Origin of the sequence: Acinetobacter sp. COS3 (genome assembly GCF_000475335.1) — a bacterium.
In the GTDB taxonomy this organism is placed as follows: Bacteria; Pseudomonadota; Gammaproteobacteria; order Pseudomonadales; family Moraxellaceae; genus Acinetobacter; species Acinetobacter venetianus.
In genome coordinates, this window is the sequence record NZ_AXCD01000015.1 from 40,741 (window position 1) to 62,670 (window position 21,930).

Here is a 21,930-nt window from a genome sequence, read left to right on the forward strand (position 1 = left end):
GGTTAGATGCTCACAACAGATTTAGAAACGTGCTAATGCACGAGCAAAACGCGTTAAACCTTCATCAATATCCTTTTGTGGAATGATAAGTGAAGGCGTAAAACGAACAACATCACCACCAGCGACAAGTGCTAATAGCCCTTCCTCACCTGCTAATGTCACGATATTTTTTGCTTTGCCTGCATGTTCATCTTTTAGTACGCAACCAATCAATAAACCTTGCCCACGGATTTCTTTAAATAAACCGTATTCAGCATTCAATTTATTTAATGCATCAACGAAATATTGGTGACGCTGCTTGACGCCATCCAAAACTTCAGGAGTATTAATAAATTCAAATACCGCACCCGCGACTGCACAAGCCAATGGATTACCACCATAGGTCGTGCCATGATCACCAACAACATACATGTTTGCGTATTTATCAGTAGTAATCATTGCACCGATAGGAAAACCACCACCTAGTGCTTTTGCTGTGGTTAAAATATCAGGGGTTACACCTGTATTCATGTAGGCATAAAGTGAGCCTGTACGACCAACACCCGTTTGTACTTCATCAAAAATCAGTACAGCACCTTTTTCATCACACAGCGCACGTAGACCTTTTAAGAATTCGATATCAGCAGGTAGAACACCGCCTTCACCTTGGATTGGCTCTACGATAACCGCGCAAGTTTCATCTGTAATGACAGCTTTTGCAGCTTCTAAATCATTGAATGCTGTATGCTCAATGCCACCTGGTAATGGTGCAAAATCTTGTGAATATTTAGGTTGTCCGCCAGCAGTTACTGTAAATAAGGTACGACCGTGGAATGCATTTTTAAATGCAACAATATGATTCTTGTGAGGATTGCCGCTGAGTAAGCCAACTTTACGCGCAAGTTTTAATGCTGCTTCGTTTGCTTCTGCACCTGAGTTACAGAAAAAGACTTTATCCGCGAACGTGTTTTCAACTAATTGTTTTGCAAGGCGTAACACTGGTTCATTGGTATAACCATTACCAATATGCCAAAGTTTTTGCGCTTGTTCTGTTAATGCATTTACTGCAACAGGATGTGCATGACCTAAAGCGTTAACTGCAATTCCACCTGCAAAATCGATATATTCTTTATCGTCTTGATCCCAAATACGAGAACCTTCGCCACGAACTAAAATGAAATTTGCTGGAGCAAAAACTGGAACCATCCAATCATTAAAGTTGCTACGTGTAATTGCTACATCACTCATTTTATTTACTCACTTCCTGTTTTGATATTCAGGCTTGCTGAATGTTCAACAAGCCATATTTTGGAATTTGAAAATTAACCTGGGAAAATACCGCGTTCTTTACGTGCTTTTAAAATACGCTCACAAGCCAAGATGTAAGCTGCTGTACGCAAGCTGCATTCTTTCTGTGCTGCGGTATTCCAAACATCCGCAATGGCTTGGATCATCAACTTATCGAGACGTTCGTTGATTTCGTCTTCGCTCCAGAAGTAGCTAGCCATATCTTGAACCCATTCAAAATAACTTACGGTTACACCACCAGCGTTACAGATCACGTCAGGTACAACCGTAATGTCACGGCTTACGAAAACATCATCAGCTTCTGGATAAGTTGGACCATTTGCACCTTCAAGTACGATTTTCGCTTTTAGGTTTTTCGCACGCTCAACTGTAATCTGACCTTCCAATGCTGCTGGGATGAGGATATCCATGTCGATCGTCCAGAACTCTTCGTCTGAAATAACCGTTGCATCTTCAAAGCCCATTACACCACCGTGTTCAGCAACATATTTTTGTAATGCTTTAACGTTAAGACCTTCAGCATTAAAGATTGTACCCGTATGGTCTTGCACAGCTACGATCTTTGCGCCAGCATGGTTAAATAGGTATGCAGCTTCATTACCAACGTTACCGAAACCTTGAACAGCAACTTTACTGCCTTCAACAGGTAATTTGATACGCTCTGCAACTTGCATACCTGTCACAAATACACCGCGACCCGTCGCACGAACACGACCAAGTGAACCACCGAGATGAACAGGTTTACCAGTTACAACACCAGTTACGGTATGGCCTTTGATGCTTGAATAAGTGTCCATCATCCAGCCCATGATGTTTGGATTTGTACCAACATCAGGTGCAGGAATATCAATTTGTGGACCGATGATTGAACTGATTTCACTGGTGAAACGACGTGTCAAACGTTCTAATTCACGTGGCGAAAGTTCTTTAGGATTTACGCGAATACCGCCTTTAGCACCGCCAAAAGGTAGATTCAAAACTGCAGTTTTAATCGTCATCCAAGCTGACAAAGCCATCACTTCGTTGAGTTCAACATCTTGGTGATAGCGAATACCGCCTTTACCTGGACCACGTGATAGGTTGTGTTGAACACGGTATCCTTCAAAGTGGCGAATTGTTCCGTCGTCCATAACAATTGGTACATCGACGATCAATGTACGCTTTGGACTTTTTAAAGTATTAACAAAATTGCCTAGATCAGCATCTAAATATGGTGTCACTCGATCAATTTGAGTGAGATATGTTTGCCAAGCACCATTATTTTGAGCCGCATATGATAAAGACATCATCTATTCCTTAATTAATCAATTGTCCCTGTTTCTTATAGATTCCCTTTTCAGGGCTGCTATCTACCCCGCCATCCATAGGTACATTTCGCATCATTTACTTGAGTTAAAATGTTTGGGGCTTTGTATGGACACTATTATTAAGAATCAAAATGATTCACAAAATTCTTTATTATGATTAAAATGAATTAATTTTTATCAATTTGCTAATAGTAGGTATCAAAATGAACAATGTTGATCATATAATATTAGGATTACTCAAAGACAATGCACGGATGTCAATAACAGACTTGGCAGCAAAAGCTAAAGTATCTCGAGCGACTGTCCAAAAGCGAATTGAGTACATGGAATCTACAGGGACTATCACGGGCTACACGGTTCGTTTTCGTCCAAACGCTGAGAAAAATATTATCCGCGCATGGATGAATATCATGGTTGAAGGCACAAAAGCTCAGGCCGTAATCCGCCAGCTCCGTCTTGAAACAGCGGTTGAGCGACTTCATACAACGAATGGTAAGTGGGATATTTTGGTCGAGTTACAGTCTGATAGTTTAGAAAATTTCGACAAGGCTCTTGAACGCATCCGCAATATTTCAGGGATTTATAATAGTGAAACCAGCATTTTACTTTCGACGTATAAAACTTAAAAAATTCATGTGATTTAATTGTTATGATTAAATTCCTCAGAGTTTTTGAGTTTGCTTTGAGGAATTTTATTTAACGTTCAAACTAAATTCGCCCAACTTCAAAGTATGGAATTAAATTTTGATCAAAATTAGGGCGAGGATCTCCTTCAAAACTAATAAATCCGTGCATTCCTGTTAAACGTTCACCTTTATAAAATTGGTTCAGTTGATGACGTGGATCTTTATACGATAACGTGAAGCTAATTACTCCTACACCTAAAGCCTTAGATTTTTGATGTGCATCTTTCAGCATTTGATGATGTAAATGAAGTTTGTTGGGGTTACATAGCAAAGTATGTAAAACATGATATTTCAGAGAATCTCCTAGTTTTGGTAATGGCATCATCTTGGTCATTCGCGTAGACAAGTTATAAATCGGTCTAAAAAAACCGATCAGAGAACTGTAGTGCAAAATCTTGGTCTGTTTGACTGAGTGTTGATCCCATAAACCAAACATTCCAACTAATTTATCATTTTGAAAATAGAGTTGAAAATCTGACAATTTGATTCCTGAAAAATAGGTATGATCTTCTGTTAACTCATTGAAATCGTATGCTGGAATAAAGTTAAAGTAAGCTGACATTTCTGCAATGAAGTTATTCATTTGCTGAATATGTTCGACTTGCGCAGTGCATGAGTGAAGTTGATTTGAAGCTTGTTCTCGGTTGTTCTTATTTATAAATGAAGTGACATTTTTTGTGTTACCTAAATCCGTCAATGTCAGCGTTTCAATTAATCCTTCATCATAATAATCTGGCATACCTGTTTTTGAGGTTTGCATGGCAGCGCGTGCTGCATGATTATCATCGAAAATAATCATTTGGCTGTAATTAGGTTCAAGCATTGTTTGTCTAACGTGCGCCCCTAAATTTTTTACGAGTGATTTGCCACGATAGTTAGGATCAACACGTAAATCACTGGCATAACGAAGGTTACTTATTTTTTGATTTACAAAACAAGGGCGATAACCATTGCTATAACAAGCCACTTTTTCCGATGTGGTGGTATCTTCAATTACAACATGCAATTTATTGCGGTACAAAATGTCAGATGCTTTAAAGTAACTGGGTTCACGCTGGAAACTAATTTGCACGCCTTTGGTGGCCATTGGAACTGCGATTAATGCACGCAATGCTGCATCATCAGCATGTGTGGCTTCTCTAGTAACAAGGTTACTCTCAATCTTTTCCACTGAATTATTATTGTTCATTTTTAATTTACCTGTTGGTTTGCACTTGGTACGAGATCATTCAATCGTCCCATTTGATCTAATAGCTGATAAACAAACACAATTTCATCTTGTTCATTGACTGTTTTTTGTGTTTGAACATCGAGTAGCTTTTGTTCCGTGTTCAATAGATCAAAAGTAGTTTTTGTACCTAAATCGAATTCTTTGCGGGTATATACAAATGCAATCGAAGCCGCATCAATTGCATTTTGAAGTGCGTCTTTATTTTGACGGATTGTTTGTAGTTGAGCGAAAGTTGTACGTGTACGTTGATTTAAATCCAATTCGAGGGTTTTAATTTTTTGCTCGGCAAGGTCTATATCTGCTCGCGCTTTTTTGATGTTTGCCCGATTCAGACCATCATCATATAGCGGAATATTCAGTTGTACGCCAACCATATAGTTATTACTTTCTGAACCGATATAACTTGCTTCATGTTGTGTACCTGCACGACTGGTAAGCATCACCGTTGGCCACAACTCTCGCTTTGTTAAGGCAAATTGTTTTTCAGCTGCCTGTTTTTCATATTTTGCTTGCATTAACGCGGGATGAGTTTTTGTTTGCGACAAGATTTCATCTAAATTATTCGAAATTTGAGGTAAATGTGAGATAGGTACTAATTGCTCAGCACTAAGTCCTGTGACTTGATAAAATTGTGCTTCGCTAATGGTCAAATTTGACTGAGCTTGAGTGACATCAGCCTGCCCTTGTGCAACTTGAGCCAAAACTTGCGCCAAATCTGCACGTGTAATCATGCCTACGTCAAAACGTCGTTGTGACTCGTACAACGAACGCTGTAAGTTAGACATGGTTTTCTTTCTAAGCTCTAAAATTGCTTTTTTCTTTAGAACGTCGGTATATACCATCACAGTATTTAAAATGGTTTCTGATCGCTGATCGGATAGACCTTGGGAACGTGCAGAAAGCTGGTTTTTTGCAACATCGATTCCTAAACGATGTCGACCAGAAGTATAAACAGGATAGTCTAATTGCAACTGTAGACTTCTCCCTTTTCGATTACCCTCTGTTGGAAAGAACACATCGGAAGGCGTCTCTATCTTTTCGTAATCTAGTTGCCCCACTAAATTTACTTTCAGACCATCACGTTGTTTCGCTTGCTCAAGTGTTGCAGCAGACTGACCAACATTTAAGCGACTTAACTCCAACTGACTTTCATGCCTTAAACTCGCAGATAAAGCATCATCTAGCGTCATCGCATGAATGGGAAAGCAAATACTGAAAGCACCTAAGCATAGAAAAGACCGATATTTTAAAACAAGCTTTCTGAACACATTGATCCCTTTTTTCATAGCTGTTCCAAACTATTCAAACTGACTTTCTTTAAAGGCTCTGGCTTTATGTTCCCTTCAATAATGCCATCAAACATGACTAGTTTTTTATAAGCATTCCAACCGTTATTTGCTTGTCTAATCTGAGGCTGATCAAGCTGTCCAAGGTTACGCGCAAGTTCATAATGAAAGTTTTCCCGTAACAACTCATCGATATATGAACCATCAATTGAGTGGTGAATGTCTCCCTCAAATAGCACACAATAAAAAGGTTTAACTCGTTGTTCTGTATCAATTGCCAGTAAAGAAATTGCTTTAGATTCTGTCTGGTTAAGTTGAGATAACAGCTGTTGCGCAGTTTCAGGCGCTAATTTTTCACCAACGAGGTCTACGCCAAAACGACGGCCTTGGAACTCAAAACACGGAATTTGCTCTAAGAAATCTGTTACACGTAGACAATCATCTAAGCAGTAACGAAGTAAACCATTGCCTGAGGTAATGATAGGACTAACAACATCTCCTTTTTTCAGCGTCCATGAAGGAATAATTTGCCCCTGTTTTTCACCTTCGAGATATTCAAACTCATAGAAATGACTTTGATATGCAAGTGGATAGTGTTGATTATAAGGAATTGTTACCACACCTTCAGTTGCCCATAAGCCCTTACCTTCAAACTGAACATGCGGCAAACGTTGTTGCAATTTATTGGCCCATGCTTTTGATCCAGCCGTATCCCAGCTAGAAACCAAGCTTAATTTTGGCCAAAGCTTTTTGAAATCAATCTCATGTCCATTTGAACTGTTGATGAGACAATCTGCACTTTTTGGGCAATGTGGCGCATCGACTTGCTTAAGAGAAAGCTGTCTTATTCCCCATGTTCCTCGTTGTAATACTTCGGCAACTTCCTGTTGCATCGCTTCTAAACGGTCTAGTAATTGCAAAGCAAAGGTTGGACTCCAAACCGAAATCATGGCTAGATTTCGGTTGGCAACTAAATAACAAATAGTTGCAAATAGCGCATCATCTGCGTTTGCTGCAAAGGCGATATTGCTAGGAACGGCTTGTGTAAATTTAGATAAAACACGTTTGCCTATGCCCAATAACGCACTATCATCATTCAGATTTTTATCTTTCAGTACTTCCCTTTGACTCTCAGGTAACCATGAGACTGACCAATAATGCGTTCCAGACTGTAGCTCAGGACATTTGCGATACAGACTTGCTAGCCAAGGTGCGATGGCATGATCAAGTTCATCTAAAAACTGCTTGGTGTATGGAATAAATTTGATTTGCTCGCTTGAGCCGCTGGTTGGCTGAAAGCGTACAAGTTTGCTACTGGAAAGTGCTAGTTTTTGATCACGATACAAATTGATTTCTTCTCTCCAAGCCGCATATCGCGTTGATGGAAAGGCTTGTACAAATTGCTCGTAGTCTTGAACACCTTTACTGTTTGCTAAGCTTGATGTTGCTAAAATTGCACCTAGAATTTCTCTTTGAGTTGCTTCCAAAGCAGAAAAACGCTTTTTGAATTTTCGATCAGAACTATCACACCATTGCTTCAAAATAATATGTGATCCAGATGTTAGCCAGTCGACATATTTCATTGTAAGACTCCTTGGCGATGTGCTTGTTGATTAACAATCGCTTCGTACTTACCTTTACTCACTGGTTTTCTCATCAGCTTTACAGGAAAACGAGCGAGATCTTTCCAGCCTAATCGTCCGATACAAGGGAGTTCTGTTCCTGTTACCCATGTTGGATTCTTTTGTTCAAAGAAATGAATATTAGGATTTTTGACGCGCATTTCTTCAGTGATCGGAGCAACCTCTCCTTTCAATGGCTGGTAGTCATCACCAAAGTTCAATAAGCCAATTTCTTTGTCGTAATATTCTCCAAAGAAGTTCTCACAGTAATGTTCGATCACGGTAGATAAATGCTGGTTTTCATCTTTGATATTTGGGTAATAAACGTAGTAGTTATTTGCCAATAACAAATAGGTTTTATAGCCCTTAGAAATAAGTAACCAATACAACTCATTAAATGGATATTTCACTCGAAGCTTAATCATCAGTTTTAGCATTGAACTTTGTAGTGTACGCGTTCCCCAATATGCTTTTAGAATGACCGTGTCACCACTAAATAAGACGGTATAGTCTTTTCCATTTAAATAAAAATGTTGTACAGCAACAGTAGAAAAACCAACGATTTCATCTGTTTCTGAGTTGAAAATTAAAATTGCTCCGCTTTTCTTTTTAAAATCATCCGCAAAAATTGAAAACTTTGTATTCTCATAATATTGCTCATAAATAGAATACATTGCTTTCAATCGATCAATATCGATTTGCTCCTTTTCAATATACTGACCATAAGTTGTTTCCTTACTATTGAATATTGAAATTAGCTTGTACGTTGTATTAATCATGACTCTAACCTCTAATTTTAGACATGAGTTAGCCTCTATCTCATATGAAATATTTAAAACTCATATAACCGTTATTTTTATAAAGGCAGTATTTGTATAATTACGCCTTTTTGATTTTTCATTTTTTGAAAATTACCCTCTAACTAAACGCTACATATCCATCTTTTTCCCCCTATCCATAAAGAATGTTAAGAATGCAGTAACGAACATAATGATTGAGAGCATGCGCAATAAATCATTAAAACTGGACGTTAATGCTTGATAATGAATATCTCGATAAATAATGCTGAGCGCGATCTGTTGAGCATTGGCCCCGATTTCTTGATACTGCGCTGTGAGTTGATCTAAACGTTCAATGAAAAGCCAATTCTGTGGCGTCATGTACTGATTTAATTGAGTCACATGCAAAGCGGTTAACCAGTCAAGTGATGAATTAATCAGAGCTAATCCCACTGCACCGCCGATATTTCGCATGAGGTTATAAATACCGCTGGCATCCGCTACTTTACTCAGTGGTAAGGTGCTCATTGCAAGATGGGAAACAACGATCAAACAGATCATGAGTCCAATACCACGATAAATTTGTGGCCAAAACATAAAGTCATAATCGCTATGAATACTTAGGTGTGAGTTCAGCCAAACGCCAAATCCCGCTAGAATCATGCCGACAAAAACTGTTTTTCGGGTATCAAAATTTGGAATAAGCCACGCCAAAAATGGCGCAAAGCAAAACATTACAACGCCAGTCACCATCATAATGTGACCGATCTGACTACTATTCATTTCACGGACTTGCCCAAGGAAAACAGGGATCATATAACCCAATCCGTACAGTGCCATGCCGATCACAAAGGTGGTGATAGAACTCAAGGTAAAGTTTTTGTTTTTAAATACACTTAAATCGAGTAATGGCTTGGGTTGCGTAAAACTTCGAGAAAAGAAGATCAAACCACCAACAACGCAGATGATGAACGCATTTCGTACGCCTGAATCAGCAAACCAATCATGTCGCGCACCTTCATCAAGGAAATACTCTAAACCGCCTAAGAACATCGCCATGCCAATTAAGCTCAGCCAGTCCATTGTTCTAATCAGTGAGTAATTCGCACGATCAATACTTGGCCCTGAATATATGATGGTTGCAATGATGATTCCTGGCACGATGTTGATCAAAAACATCCAGTGCCATGAAAAGTTATTGGTAAGCCATCCACCAATCGTCGGGCCAATCGCAGGTCCAAGAGTACTGATCATCCCAAATAACACCAAAGGCAAAGAGCGTTTAGCTTCAGGAAATAAAATATAAAGCGCGGTCATCGACGTTGGAATCATACCGCCGCCCATAAAACCTTGAATGGCACGAAAGACCAATAAGCTTTCTAAATTCCATGCCAACGCACAAAGTAATGAGCTGATGGTAAATCCGATCGCACATAAGGTGTAATAAACCCGTGTAGATAGGACGCGACATACAATGCTAGACATTGGAATTGCAATAATTTCAGCGACCAAATAGACCGTTTGTACCCATGTCACTTCATAGCGACTTGCACTCATTCCTGCTTGAACTTCATTCAAAGAACTGGCAACAATTTGGATATCTAAAATCGCCATGAAGTTGCCAAAGATCATTGCGATGAAGATGACCCAAGCTGTTTTTGGTGCAAACTTCCACTCACCGTCAAAATGCTTATCCATTATTTTCTACCTAGAATTTTTATTATTAGGTTTTTAAATCGACGGTTGCATTAACCGACATTCCAGGTTTTATAAGATCTATATGTGGACTTGAATCTATGGCAATTCGGACAGGGATTCGCTGGACAACTTTATTGAAATTTCCAGTTGCATTATCAGGTGGCATCATTGAAAACGTTGCGCCTGAAGCTGGTGAGAAACTCTCAATTTTGCCTGTGTATGTGAGGCTTGGATATGCATCAATCTTTAATTTAACTTTCTGACCAATATGCATTTTTTCAATCTGAGTTTCTTTGAAGTTCGCTTCTACATACAAACTCCCCTCAGGAATGATTGCCATTAGACGTGTTTGAGGTGAAACTCGTGATCCTTTCTGAATTGCAAGGCTGCCTACTTTTCCAGATACAGGACTGATTACTTTAGAGGAATCTAAATCGATACGATAAAGATCTAATGTGGCATTTGCGCTTTGAATATCTGCTAATAACTGTGCTCTACCCGCCTGCAAACTTCCTAACTGAGCTTCAGCAGAATTTACAGTTGCTTGAGCTTTGGTTAGTTGTGCTTGAGCTGATAAGTATTGAGACTGAATATTGTCAAAATTCTGTCGTGTAATCACACCATCTTTAAGTAAATCTTGGTAACGAGCATAATCTTTCTTTAAGCGAGATAAGTCTGCTTGTGCAGCAATAACACCACTATTCGCTTCGCTAATTGTTGATTTAGCAGACCTTTCATTTTGTTGTTGAACATCAAGCGCTGCTTTTTTTAAGGTCACAACAGATTGTGCTTGATCATAACGAGCTTGATAATCACGATGGTCAAGTATCGCTAAGGCTTCACCTTTTTTTACCACTTGGTTGTCTTGAATGATTAAATCAACAACTTCACCTGAGATCTTAGGCATCACCCAAGTGACATCAGCCTGAACATAAGCATTATCAGTAGATTGGTAAAATCTGTATACGAAGAAATAATACAAAATACCAATCAAGAGAAATAATAACAGTGCAGCAAACACAGCCCACGTTATTTTCTTTCGACCTTGGAAATCAGTATCAGTTTCAAGCTGAGCCACGTTATCCATATTTTTTCCGCTTAATTGTAATGCACAGTTTTTTGTTTTGACCTAATGAGATTTAGGCTTTTATTTCACATAACTTTTCATCTTGTTTTATATGAATAAAAAGTTACAAAGTAATAATTGGCGTGGATTATCATTCCAGTTGAAATAAGTTGTCATTGACCATTTTTTTAACTTAGCTTTATTTTGTGTCAATTAAATTTCAATCATAAAAATAATTATATAACGCGTGCTTTTTTATAAACTTATCATTGCTAGATAATGTGTGGAAAACATAAATACTTATTAAAGTTAAACTTTTCTGAACAATGCATACATTTTTATTAGAAAATCTTTGCATACTTTATTACATATATGTTTTTATTTTGTAAAATATTTGTAATGAATAATACTATTTAAATAGGTTTTAAATCAACTTTTTAATATGCATATAATTAGTTTTTTCAGATGAAATATATTCACCTATTTAATGAAAGCTGCTCATCTTATAATAAGGTTTATTGAGAATTCCGACAAAATACAGTTCTGTAAATAGACTAATATTATTTATTCATAATCTATATTTTGTCGAAGTGATGAGTTATATATCGATACGATAGAAGATTTTTGCATTGTCTCTAAAAATTTCTTGCAGTGCCTGTATGCCATAAGGCTCAAGCATTTGAGCATATGCGCTGATTAGATCGCCTAGTTTTGCATTTGGCTTATCCATTGGAAAATTTGAAGCATATAAAATTCTATTTGTTCCAAAACAATCTAAGGCATGATGAATGAGCGGTGACAATAAATGCACTAATTCATTCACAGAAGCTGTTCTATTTGCCTGATAAAAGCAGTGCCCTAATACAGGCATCATAAGACCTGAAATTTTTGTATGCACATTTTTCTGTTGCGCTAATTCAGAAATATCTGATTTCCATTGCTCAAAAATCTTACTTCTTTCTACTTCAGTTCGCCCAGTGCGTTTCCCTACTTTTCCAAACATGCCAACTGGTGTTGCTAAGTGATCAAGCATAATCGGGGTATCAGGAAATTGTTTCGCTAAATGCGTGACATCTTTAATTTGATGTGAATAAACCCAAGCATCAAAAGATAAGTTCATCGAGGCTAAACTTTCGAAACCCTTTAAAAATTTTTTTGAGCGATAAAGCTCTGCTTTATCAGTCCAACGATGTACACCTGAATCAGAATGCCACGCTGCCATTTTTCGTATTCCCCGAAATACTGGACTAGCATCGACATGGGCTTTCAATATGTCTTTAAATTTTTTGTGTCTTGGATCAGCAGTGCCGATGATTGCGCCTAATTTTATATCTTGTTCTTCAAAAGGTAGTTGATTGATCCAATTGGTTTCCTCTACAACGCCAAAACCTTTTTGATGATGCCAACTCGCTTCGATATGAACGACACGTTCAACCTTGTAAATATCATTATCTGCTTTAAAATCATGGGGTAAGTAAGGTGCTAAGGCATACTTTGTGATACCTAATGTATCTATTAAATCTTTAGGTTTAACAATCCTAACGATCTTATCCATAAAGTACGGAGAATGACCAAAAGCTTTTACTAATAAAGCAGCAGAATGTGGCGTGTGGTAAGGATCCCATTGATGAATATGTGGATCAATGATTGGAAAATTGAGTTTTTGCATCGTTATTCTCTTAATTTAAAAATCCATTTTTTCAAATTTTATATCTTGCAAATTTGATTGTTTGAAAAAGCTTACTGAAGTGCTTCATATTTATAAAATGATTTATAGTAATTGTTGGCTATGAAGTTTATTCATGCGTGAAAGCTATATCGCCAAACAAATCAAAAGTAATCAATTGTTTGGCGATAGATGTTTAGATGCTCAAGCTTTAGTCTTCTGCTTGCCCCCATTGAAAAGGTGCTTTTTTATATTCAATACCTTCCAAATCATAAACTTGGAAAACAGCATCGTATATTGCCTGTACATCCTCACTATTATCCATTGCTCTAGCTGTGATGAATATGGGACTAACAGCGCCACTATCTAAGATAGGAATATAGACTAAATGCGGAAAACGAATTGTATCTGCGCTTGCAGGAATCACGCAAAGCCCTTCACCTGCTGCAACTAAACCTAAAGCAAGCTGTATTTCTCTAAGCTCACGAATATTTTGTGGAGATAGACTATGTTCAGCAAAGATATTTAAAAGTTGACTCGAAAAATTTGGTTTAGGTGTATTCGGATAAACAAATAATTTTTCATCTACCAGATCAGCTAAATGAACACCTTCAACACGTTGGGCAATTGGATGACTAGAATGCGCAGCAACAACTAATCTTTCCTTTCGTAATAAGACACGCTTTACGGCAGGATCACTGATTCTGAGTCGACCAAAACCAACATCAATCCGCCCTTCTTTTAAAGCTTGGATTTGCTCGGTTGTACTCAACTCAATGAGTTGAATATTTAAATTTGGGTTTTGCTGTCTATATAAATAAATAATCCGAGGCAATAAACCAAACAATAATGATCCGACAAATCCAATCGTCAAGGTTCGTTCAATGAGACCAATCCGCTTGGTCATACTTTTGACTTCTTCCGCATTAGACAAAAGTTTGAGGGCATGTTGATAGAGAAACTGCCCTGCTGTCGTAGTTTGTAGTGGCCGACTCCCTCTTTCGAAAAGTTGCACACCGAGTTCATTTTCAAGGTTTTGAATTTGTCTACTCAATGGTGGCTGAGCAATGAACAGCCTTTCAGCCGCTTTGGTAAAGCTTTGTTCTTCCACCACTGCGACAAAATAACGTAGATATCTGAGTTCCATTCTTTATCTCCATACCTAATAGGTATAACAAAATACATATTCAGTCTTAGACACAGTTTAATCATTCTTTTAAGGTATAGGAAGGACATAAAGAACCAGTGATGGTGTGAAATGTATAAATCTGTCGAAACCATATTAGTTGATATTCCAACGATTCGTCCACACAAGCTTTCAGTAACAACAATGCAAACTCAAACATTAGTTTTGGTCAAAGTTACTACTGAAAATGGCGTGGTGGGTTGGGGTGAAGCCACCACAATTGGTGGGTTGAACTATGGTGAAGAAAGCCCTGAAAGTGTTAAGGCGAATATAGAGACCTATTTCGCTCCATTATTACTTTCAATCAAACAACCGTTGAATTTTGCTCAAACTTTTAAGTTGATCCGTAAAAGTATCAATGGTAACCGATTTGCAAAATGTGCCATTCAAACCGCGCTCTTGGATATTCAAGCAAAGCTATTAAATCTTCCTTTAAGTGAAGTTTTAGGTGGTCGTTTACGTGATCGTTTACCCGTGCTTTGGACCTTGGCTTCTGGCGATACAGATAAAGATATTGCTGAAGCTAAGAAAATGATTGAGCTAAAACGCCACAATATTTTCAAGTTAAAAATCGGTTCAAATCCGCTTCAACATGATGTTGATCACGTCATTGCGATTAAAAAAGCATTGGGTGCGGACATTAGTATTCGTGTCGATGTAAATCGTGCGTGGTCTGAGCTTGAATGCATTAGTGGTATTCAACAACTGCAAGATGGTGGGATTGATCTCATTGAGCAACCTTGTGCGATTGAACAAACCGAAGTTTTGACGCGTTTAACACAACGTTTTGATGTTGCAATTATGGCTGATGAAGCATTAACAGGTCCTGATAGTGCATATCGTCTAGCACATCAACATGCAGCTGATGTTTTTGCAGTAAAAGTTGAACAATCAGGTGGTCTGATTGAGGCGTGTGAAGTCGCAAAAATTGCCAAACTTGCAGGGATTGACCTCTATGGCGGCACGATGCTTGAAGGGCCTATCGGAACGATCGCATCTGCCCATGCTTTTAGCACTTTTGAAAGCCTTGCGTTTGGAACAGAGTTGTTTGGCCCATTACTGCTCACTGAAGAAATCTTAAAAACACCTTTGCAATATGAAAATTTTGAATTGGTCGTACCTCAAGCAGCAGGCTTAGGTATTGAGATTGATGAAGACAAAATTGAGCAATTGCGACGCAAAGCATAAGGAGAAAAACATGTTATTTCAGGTTCGCATGGATGTGCATATTCCACTCGATATGCCAGTTGAACAAGTTAATGAAATTAAAGCTATAGAAAAGGCGTATTCACAAGATTTACAGCGTCAAGGCAAGTGGCGTCATATTTGGCGTATCACGGGTCAGTATTCAAATATCAGTATTTTTGATGTCGAAAGTAACGAAGAACTGCACAACATTTTGCAAGGTTTACCACTGTATCCGTACATGAATATCGAAGTAATGGCGATGAATCGTCATCCCTCATCTATTCGTGAAGATGACAGTTGAGCAAATGAATTTAATCACTCTGAAACATAGTGAAATGTTCTCAGAATTTAGCTGAAACAAGGAATGTGGCAAGGCAATAAAGCAACCAAGAGCTGGTTTACCCGCCACAAACGCTATAAGCATACTTAAGGAGAAATAGTATGAATCGTCAAGAAATCGATGCGCTAGTTAAACAAATGAATGTTGATACTGCGACTGGTGAAGTTGATCAACGTGTTCAAAGTATTGTTGTTCGTTTATTAGGTGATTTGTTCCAAGCGATTGAAGACTTGGATATCCAACCCTCAGAAGTATGGAAAGGTCTTGAATATTTTACTGATGCTGGTCAAGCCAATGAATTAGGCTTACTCGCAGCAGGTTTAGGTTTAGAACATTATTTAGATTTACGTGCTGATGAAGCCGATGCTAAAGCAGGTATTACGGGTGGCACACCTCGTACAATTGAAGGCCCACTCTATGTTGCTGGTGCACCTGAATCAGTAGGTTTTGCACGTATGGATGATGGCTCTGAATCAGACAAAATTGATACTTTAATTATTGAAGGTAAAGTCACTGATACTGATGGCAATATCATTGAAGGCGCAAAAGTTGAAGTGTGGCATGCAAATAGTTTAGGTAACTACTCTTTCTTTGATAAATCTCAATCTGATTTCAACTTACGCCGTACCATTTTAGCTGATGCAGCAGGTCAATATGTTGCACTGACAACCATGCCTGTTGGTTATGGCTGTCCATCAGAGGGTACGACCCAATTTGTACTTAATAAATTAGGTCGTCATGGCAATCGCCCTTCTCATGTTCATTATTTCGTTTCTGCACCCGGCTTCCGTAAATTGACTACACAATTCAACATCGAAGGTGATCAATATTTATGGGATGACTTCGCGTTCGCTACACGCGATGGTTTAGTTGCAACTGCTGTGGATGTGTCTGATCAAGCTGAAATGCAACGTCATGGTTTGGATAAGCCATTCAAACACATCACTTTCAATATTGAACTTGTGAAAGATATTGATGCAGCACCTTCTACTGAAGTAGATCGTCGTCGCGCTAGCGCATAACTCAGCCTATTTGGAACTGAGTTAGCGCCTGAAAAGTGTTAGCTCAGGACTTCCACCCTTGGAAAGTCGGAGAACGGACATGCCACGAATTCCTGTAATTAATACTAGCCATCTTGATCGTATCGATGAGTTGTTGGTCGACAATGAAGAAACAGGTGAATACAAACTTCATCGCTCTGTATTTACGGATCAAGCATTGTTTGATTTAGAGATGAAATACATCTTTGAAGGTAACTGGGTCTATTTGGCACATGAAAGCCAAATCCCTAAAAATAATGATTTTTATACGACTTATATTGGTCGCCAACCAATCATTATTGCGCGGAACCGTAATGGTGAATTAAATGCCATGATTAATGCATGTTCACATCGTGGAGCGCAACTTTGCCGTCATAAACGCGGTAATAAAGCAACGTACACATGCCCTTTCCATGGTTGGACATTTAACAATTCAGGTAAGTTACTTAAAGTAAAAGATCCAAGTGATGCTGGATACTCAGATTGTTTTAACCAAGATGGTTCACATGATTTAAAGAAAGTTGCAAAGTTTGAAAACTATAAAGGTTTCTTATTTGGCAGCTTAAATCCAGATGTCCCTTCGTTGGAAGAATTTTTAGGTGAAACCACGAAAATCATCGATATGATCGTTGGTCAGTCAGAACAAGGCTTAGAAGTTCTACGTGGTTCATCAAGTTATACATACGAAGGTAATTGGAAGCTCACAGCTGAAAATGGTGCTGATGGCTACCATGTATCAGCGGTTCACTGGAATTATGCTGCGACCACTCAACATCGTAAAGAAGCTGAAGCTGGCGATAATATCCGCGCGATGAGTGCAGGATCATGGGGTAAACAAGGTGGCGGTTCATATGGTTTTGAACATGGTCACATGCTGCTTTGGACACAATGGGCAAATCCTGAAGATCGTCCAAACTTCCCGAAATCAGAAGAATATACCGAAAAATTCGGAGCGGCGATGTCTAAATGGATGATCGAGCGCTCACGTAACCTTTGCTTATATCCAAACGTATATTTGATGGATCAATTTGGTTCTCAAATTCGGGTATTGCGTCCTCTAGGTGTTAATAGAACTGAAGTCACGATTTACTGCATCGCGCCTGTTGGCGAATCTGCTGAAGCGCGTGCTCGTCGTATTCGTCAATATGAAGATTTCTTCAATGCCTCTGGTATGGCAACCCCAGACGACTTAGAAGAATTTCGTGCTTGCCAAGCAGGTTATGCTGGCCTTGAACTGGAATGGAACGATATGTGTCGTGGTTCTAAGCACTGGATTCATGGTCCTGATGATGCTGCAAATGAAATTGGTTTAAAACCGAAATTAAGTGGTGTGAAAACTGAGGATGAAGGTTTGTATCTTGCTCAGCATCAATACTGGTTGACCTCTATGAAACATGCGATTGCTACCGAAAAACAATTGGCAGCCAATCAGGGTTAGGAAGAAACAGTATGAATACCATGACAGAAAAAGCGACTTTGGAAAATATTGCTCAATTTCTCTATCGCGAGGCGCGTTTCCTAGATGATGAGCAATGGGATGATTGGTTAAATTGTTATGCACCAGAGGCTTCTTTTTGGATGCCAGCTTGGGATGACGACGACAAACTGACCGAAGATCCTCAGTCTGAAATTTCTTTAATTTATTACCCTGATCGTCAAGGCTTGGAAGATCGAGTATTTCGTATCAAAACCGAACGTTCATCAGCAACCATGCCTGATACACGGACGAGCCATAACATCGCAAATATCGAGGTTGTGGAACAGGACGGTGAAAAGGTCACTGTACGCTTTAATTGGAACACTTTGAGTTTCCGCTACAAAACCAACTATAGCTATTTTGGGATGTCTCGTTATGTCATTGATTTCTCAAAAGAGCAACCAAAAATCCTGAGCAAATATGTGGTGTTAAAGAACGATTATATCAACCAAGTAATTGATATTTATCATCTCTAACCAGCCGCCCAGCCAAAAGGACTTTTGGTTGGGTTAGCCAGATCAAAATTTTTAAATAGGATGATTGCCATGTCTAACCATAATGTAGCACTTCAATTTGAAGATGGCGTAACGCGATTTATTACAGTCGCACAAGATGAAACTTTATCTGATGCCGCTTACCGCCAGAAGATTAATATTCCTTTGGATTGCCGAGATGGTGCATGTGGTACATGCCGAGCATTCTGTGAATCTGGTAGCTATAACATGCCAGAAGAAACTTACATTGAAGATGCTTTAACTCCTGAAGAAGCTGAGCAAGGTTATATTCTCGCCTGTCAATGTCGCCCAACCTCAGATGCTGTATTTCAAATTCAAGCGTCTTCTGATGTATGTAAAACAGAAATTCATAGCTTCCAAGGTACGCTATCACGCGTAGAAAACCTTTCAGACTCAACTATTACCTTTGATATTCAACTTGATGAAGGCCAGCCAGATATTCACTTTTTGGCAGGCCAGTATGTCAATGTAGGTATTCCTAATACGACGGAAACCCGCTCTTATTCTTTTAGTTCTAAACCTGGAAATCGCTTAACAGGCTTCGTCGTTCGTAATGTTCCAAATGGACAGATGAGCGAGTTCCTTAGTAAAAATGCGAAAGCAGGTGACAAGATGAGTTTTACTGGTCCATTTGGTAGTTTTTATCTACGTAATGTGACCCGTCCAGTCCTAATGCTTGCTGGTGGTACAGGTATTGCGCCATTTATGTCGATGTTACAAATCCTTGAAGAAAAAGCTTCTGAATACCCTATTCGTCTGGTTTTTGGTGTAACCAATGATTTTGATTTGGTCGCAATTGAAAAGTTAGAAGAATTGCAAAATAAGTATTCTTGGTTTGAATATCGGACTGTCGTTGCAAACCCAGATAGCCAACATGAACGTAAAGGTTATGTGACAGGTCATATTGAAAATGACTGGTTGAATAATGGTGATGTCGATATTTACTTATGCGGCCCAGTACCAATGGTTGAAGCTGTTCGCGGTTGGTTGGATCACGAAGGTATTAAACCTGCCAATTTCCTATTTGAAAAATTCTCAGCGAATTAATTGAATTGGAGATGAGCATGATTTTTCACGATAGATTCAAAGACAGAATCGTCATAGTTACAGGTGCAGCGCAAGGGATTGGTCGTGGTGTTGCACTTCGAGTTGCCGCTGAAAATGGGCAGGTGATCTTAGCTGATCGTTCTGAGTTGGTCGATGAGGTTGCAAATGAAATTATTCATGCAGGTGGTACAGCACTCACAGTTAAAACAGACTTGGAAAGTTATGCAGGTGCACAAACAGTTGTAAATGCCGCGATTGAACATTTTGGTCGTGTCGATGTGCTGATTAACAATGTCGGTGGCGCAATTTGGATGAAACCCTATGATGCCTTTAGTGAGGATGAAATCATTAAAGAAATCAATCGATCATTGTTCCCAACTTTATGGTGTTGTCGTGCTGTTTTGCCTGAAATGTTAAAACAAAAAAGCGGTGTCATCGTCAATGTTTCTTCTATTGCGACGCGTGGTATCAATCGAATTCCTTATTCTGCCGCAAAAGGTGGTGTGAATGCTCTTACAGCTTCACTCGCCTTTGAACATGCTAAAGATGGGATTCGCGTTAATGCAATTGCGACAGGTGGTACAGATGCACCGCCAAGAAAAGTTCCTCGAAATGCCAATCCTTTAACTGATGATGAAAAACACTGGATGCAACAAGTCGTAGAGCAAACTAAGGACAGAAGTTTGATGGGGCGTTATGGCACGATTGATGAACAAGTCAATGCGATTGTATTTCTTGCATCGGATGAGTCGTCATATATGACTGGCAGTGTGATTGCTGTAGGCGGTGGAGATCAAGGTTGATCTCCAAAATATGAAGACAAGGTATCTAGCACGGAGGCAATATGATGACCCTGTTAAAAACACTGAAAGATGATTGGTCAATATCGGCAACAGTTGCTGGATTTCTAGCAGTTTTGATTTCATATTCTGGTCCATTGATCATTTTTTTTCAGGCTGCGCAGAAAGCCAATGTCACGACTTCCATAATGATTTCGTGGATTTGGGGGATTTCAATAGGTGCTGCTGTTGCTGGAATTTATCTTTCAATTCGATATAGAACGCCCGTTATTACAGCATGGTCGGCTCCGGGGACTGCTCTACTTGTCGCGTTATTTCCTCATATTACTTTGAATGAAGTTGTTGCGGCTTATATAACCTCCGCAATCGTGATTTTCATCGTGGGTGCTACAGGTTATTTCGATAAATTATTAAAGTGGATTCCTCAAGGAATCGCAGCTGGCATGATGGCAGGAATCCTATTTCAGTTTGGTTTAGGATTATTTGTTGCGACAGATACCATGCCTTTGATCGTATTTAGTATGTTGATTTGCTATTTATTAGCAAAACGATACTCGCCGCGTTACACCATGCTTTGGGTATTGTTATGTGGTGTTTCACTCAGTTTATTTTTGGGAAAAATGAATCCCGTAGCAATGCATTTTAGTTTTGCTGCTCCACAGCTCATTCTGCCTGAATGGACTTGGCACTCTACATTTAATTTGGCTTTACCTTTAATCATTGTGAGTCTTACAGGGCAATTTTTACCGGGTATGGCCATTATGAAATTAAGTGGTTATGACACCCCTGCTAAACCGATTATCACAGTATCAAGTATTGCTTCACTTGCAGTTGCTTGTGTGGGTGGCATCACAATTGTTTTAGCAGCAATTACCGCTGCTTTATGTATGGGTAAAGATGCCCATGAACTGAAAGAAAAACGTTATATCGCAGGTGTTGCCAACGGTATTTTCTATATTTTAGGTGGCTTATTTGCAGGCAGTATTGTCATGTTATTTAGTTTGCTTCCTAAAGAACTGATTGCGGCTTTGGCTGGCCTTGCATTGCTTGGTGCAATTGGTACAAATGTCATGATTGCCATGCAAGATGAACAACAACGCGACGCTGCATTAATTACTTTTTTAGCAACGGTTTCAGGTATGCATTTTCTCGGACTGAGTTCAGTTTTCTGGGGAATTTGCATCGGTGTAATTGCCCAACTTCTCCTGAATAAACCAGAAAAAATAACCTCTCCTGCTCAGCCGTCCTCATCCCAAACAGGATGAGTAGACCAAATTTTTTAGGATGGAATTATTATGATTGATAAATCCCAAACTTCACTCGTTGAAGCACTCTCCCAAATCCAAGATGGATCAACCATCATGATAGGCGGTTTTGGAACAGCAGGACAACCCGCTGAACTTATCGATGGTCTGATTGAACTGGGCGTGAAAGACCTTGTGATTGTCAATAACAATGCAGGCAATGGCGATTACGGTTTGGCAAAACTGCTAAAAACAGGTGCAGTCCGTAAAATCATTTGTTCTTTCCCACGTCAGTCGGATTCATGGGTATTTGATGAACTGTACCGTGCAGGAAAGATTGAATTAGAACTTGTCCCGCAAGGCAATCTCGCTTGCCGTATCCAAGCTGCTGGTATGGGTTTAGGTGCCGTATTTACCCCTACTGGTTTTGGTACGTTATTGGCAGAAGGCAAAGAAACCCGTCAT

20 protein-coding genes are annotated in these 21,930 nt (G+C 39.1%); 10 read left to right on the forward strand and 10 right to left on the reverse strand.

All coding sequences use genetic code 11. The annotated features are described in order from the left end of the window. Positions 1-21: 21 nt before the first annotated feature. A complete protein-coding gene (locus IO68_RS25040) occupies positions 22-1,227 on the reverse strand; it encodes an aspartate aminotransferase family protein (RefSeq protein WP_004879612.1) in 1,206 nt (401 codons plus the stop codon). A 74-nt stretch (positions 1,228-1,301) separates the two neighbouring features. Next, complete coding sequence (locus tag IO68_RS25045) at positions 1,302-2,576, reverse strand: Glu/Leu/Phe/Val family dehydrogenase (protein ID WP_026094104.1); 1,275 nt, start codon at positions 2,574-2,576, stop codon at positions 1,302-1,304. Positions 2,577-2,797: 221 nt separating this feature from the next. Here IO68_RS25045 and IO68_RS25050 point away from each other — a divergent pair, with 221 nt between their 5' ends. Continuing rightward, positions 2,798-3,220, forward strand: a complete 423-nt coding sequence (locus tag IO68_RS25050; RefSeq protein ID WP_004879617.1) for an Lrp/AsnC family transcriptional regulator — start codon at positions 2,798-2,800, stop codon at positions 3,218-3,220. An 82-nt stretch (positions 3,221-3,302) separates the two neighbouring features. On the opposite strand, the gene IO68_RS25055 is transcribed toward IO68_RS25050, so the two are convergent. The 8 genes from IO68_RS25055 to IO68_RS25090 form a co-directional block, all read right to left on the reverse strand. After that, complete coding sequence (locus IO68_RS25055) at positions 3,303-4,469, reverse strand: hypothetical protein (RefSeq protein WP_023013315.1); 1,167 nt, start codon at positions 4,467-4,469, stop codon at positions 3,303-3,305. Positions 4,470-4,471: 2 nt separating this feature from the next. Continuing rightward, positions 4,472-5,797 (reverse strand): TolC family protein, encoded by a 1,326-nt coding sequence (locus tag IO68_RS25060; protein WP_023013316.1) that lies wholly within the window; start codon positions 5,795-5,797, stop codon positions 4,472-4,474. Next, the gene (locus IO68_RS25065) at positions 5,794-7,380 is read right to left on the reverse strand and encodes a GH3 auxin-responsive promoter family protein (protein ID WP_023013317.1); all 1,587 of its coding nucleotides are present in this window, start codon (positions 7,378-7,380) and stop codon (positions 5,794-5,796) included. Before IO68_RS25065 ends, IO68_RS25060 begins: the two co-directional genes overlap by 4 nt. After that, positions 7,377-8,198: a hypothetical protein gene (locus tag IO68_RS25070; RefSeq protein ID WP_007483169.1), complete on the reverse strand. Its 822-nt coding sequence runs from the start codon at positions 8,196-8,198 to the stop codon at positions 7,377-7,379. The genes IO68_RS25065 and IO68_RS25070 overlap by 4 nt, the downstream gene beginning before the upstream one ends. A 150-nt stretch (positions 8,199-8,348) precedes the next feature. Further along, the gene (locus IO68_RS25075; RefSeq protein WP_023013318.1) at positions 8,349-9,896 is read right to left on the reverse strand and encodes a DHA2 family efflux MFS transporter permease subunit; all 1,548 of its coding nucleotides are present in this window, start codon (positions 9,894-9,896) and stop codon (positions 8,349-8,351) included. A gap of 25 nt (positions 9,897-9,921) precedes the next feature. Continuing rightward, positions 9,922-10,983, reverse strand: a complete 1,062-nt coding sequence (locus tag IO68_RS25080) for an HlyD family secretion protein (protein ID WP_004879642.1) — start codon at positions 10,981-10,983, stop codon at positions 9,922-9,924. A gap of 577 nt (positions 10,984-11,560) precedes the next feature. Further along, complete coding sequence (locus IO68_RS25085) at positions 11,561-12,631, reverse strand: amidohydrolase family protein (protein ID WP_023013319.1); 1,071 nt, start codon at positions 12,629-12,631, stop codon at positions 11,561-11,563. A 208-nt stretch (positions 12,632-12,839) separates the two neighbouring features. Beyond that, positions 12,840-13,775 carry a LysR family transcriptional regulator gene (locus tag IO68_RS25090; RefSeq protein WP_007483160.1) on the reverse strand — a complete coding sequence of 312 codons (936 nt, stop codon included), beginning with the start codon at positions 13,773-13,775 and terminating at the stop codon, positions 12,840-12,842. Positions 13,776-13,886: 111 nt separating this feature from the next. On the opposite strand from IO68_RS25090, the gene IO68_RS25095 reads away from it, so the two are divergent. From IO68_RS25095 to IO68_RS25135, 9 genes are all read left to right on the forward strand, one after another. Next, positions 13,887-15,002, forward strand: coding sequence for a muconate/chloromuconate family cycloisomerase (locus IO68_RS25095; protein WP_019384566.1), 1,116 nt, complete (start codon positions 13,887-13,889; stop codon positions 15,000-15,002). Between the two features lie 10 nt (positions 15,003-15,012). After that, positions 15,013-15,303 (forward strand): muconolactone Delta-isomerase, encoded by a 291-nt coding sequence (gene catC / locus IO68_RS25100; RefSeq protein WP_019384565.1) that lies wholly within the window; start codon positions 15,013-15,015, stop codon positions 15,301-15,303. A 140-nt stretch (positions 15,304-15,443) separates the two neighbouring features. Continuing rightward, positions 15,444-16,364: a catechol 1,2-dioxygenase gene (gene catA, locus IO68_RS25105; RefSeq protein ID WP_023013320.1), complete on the forward strand. Its 921-nt coding sequence runs from the start codon at positions 15,444-15,446 to the stop codon at positions 16,362-16,364. Positions 16,365-16,443: 79 nt separating this feature from the next. Further along, positions 16,444-17,820 (forward strand): benzoate 1,2-dioxygenase large subunit, encoded by a 1,377-nt coding sequence (gene benA, locus IO68_RS25110; RefSeq protein ID WP_023013321.1) that lies wholly within the window; start codon positions 16,444-16,446, stop codon positions 17,818-17,820. A gap of 11 nt (positions 17,821-17,831) precedes the next feature. Next, positions 17,832-18,335, forward strand: coding sequence for a benzoate 1,2-dioxygenase small subunit (gene benB, locus IO68_RS25115; RefSeq protein ID WP_023013322.1), 504 nt, complete (start codon positions 17,832-17,834; stop codon positions 18,333-18,335). Between the two features lie 69 nt (positions 18,336-18,404). After that, entirely contained in the window at positions 18,405-19,421 is a 1,017-nt protein-coding gene (benC, locus tag IO68_RS25120; protein WP_023013323.1) for a benzoate 1,2-dioxygenase electron transfer component BenC, read from the forward strand. A 17-nt stretch (positions 19,422-19,438) separates the two neighbouring features. After that, complete coding sequence (locus IO68_RS25125) at positions 19,439-20,224, forward strand: 1,6-dihydroxycyclohexa-2,4-diene-1-carboxylate dehydrogenase (protein WP_023013324.1); 786 nt, start codon at positions 19,439-19,441, stop codon at positions 20,222-20,224. A gap of 41 nt (positions 20,225-20,265) precedes the next feature. Beyond that, positions 20,266-21,486, forward strand: a complete 1,221-nt coding sequence (benE, locus tag IO68_RS25130; protein ID WP_023013325.1) for a benzoate/H(+) symporter BenE — start codon at positions 20,266-20,268, stop codon at positions 21,484-21,486. A 30-nt stretch (positions 21,487-21,516) separates the two neighbouring features. Further along, positions 21,517-21,930 (forward strand): 3-oxoacid CoA-transferase subunit A (locus IO68_RS25135; protein WP_023013326.1); only part of this gene is annotated, 414 nt, incomplete at its 3' end.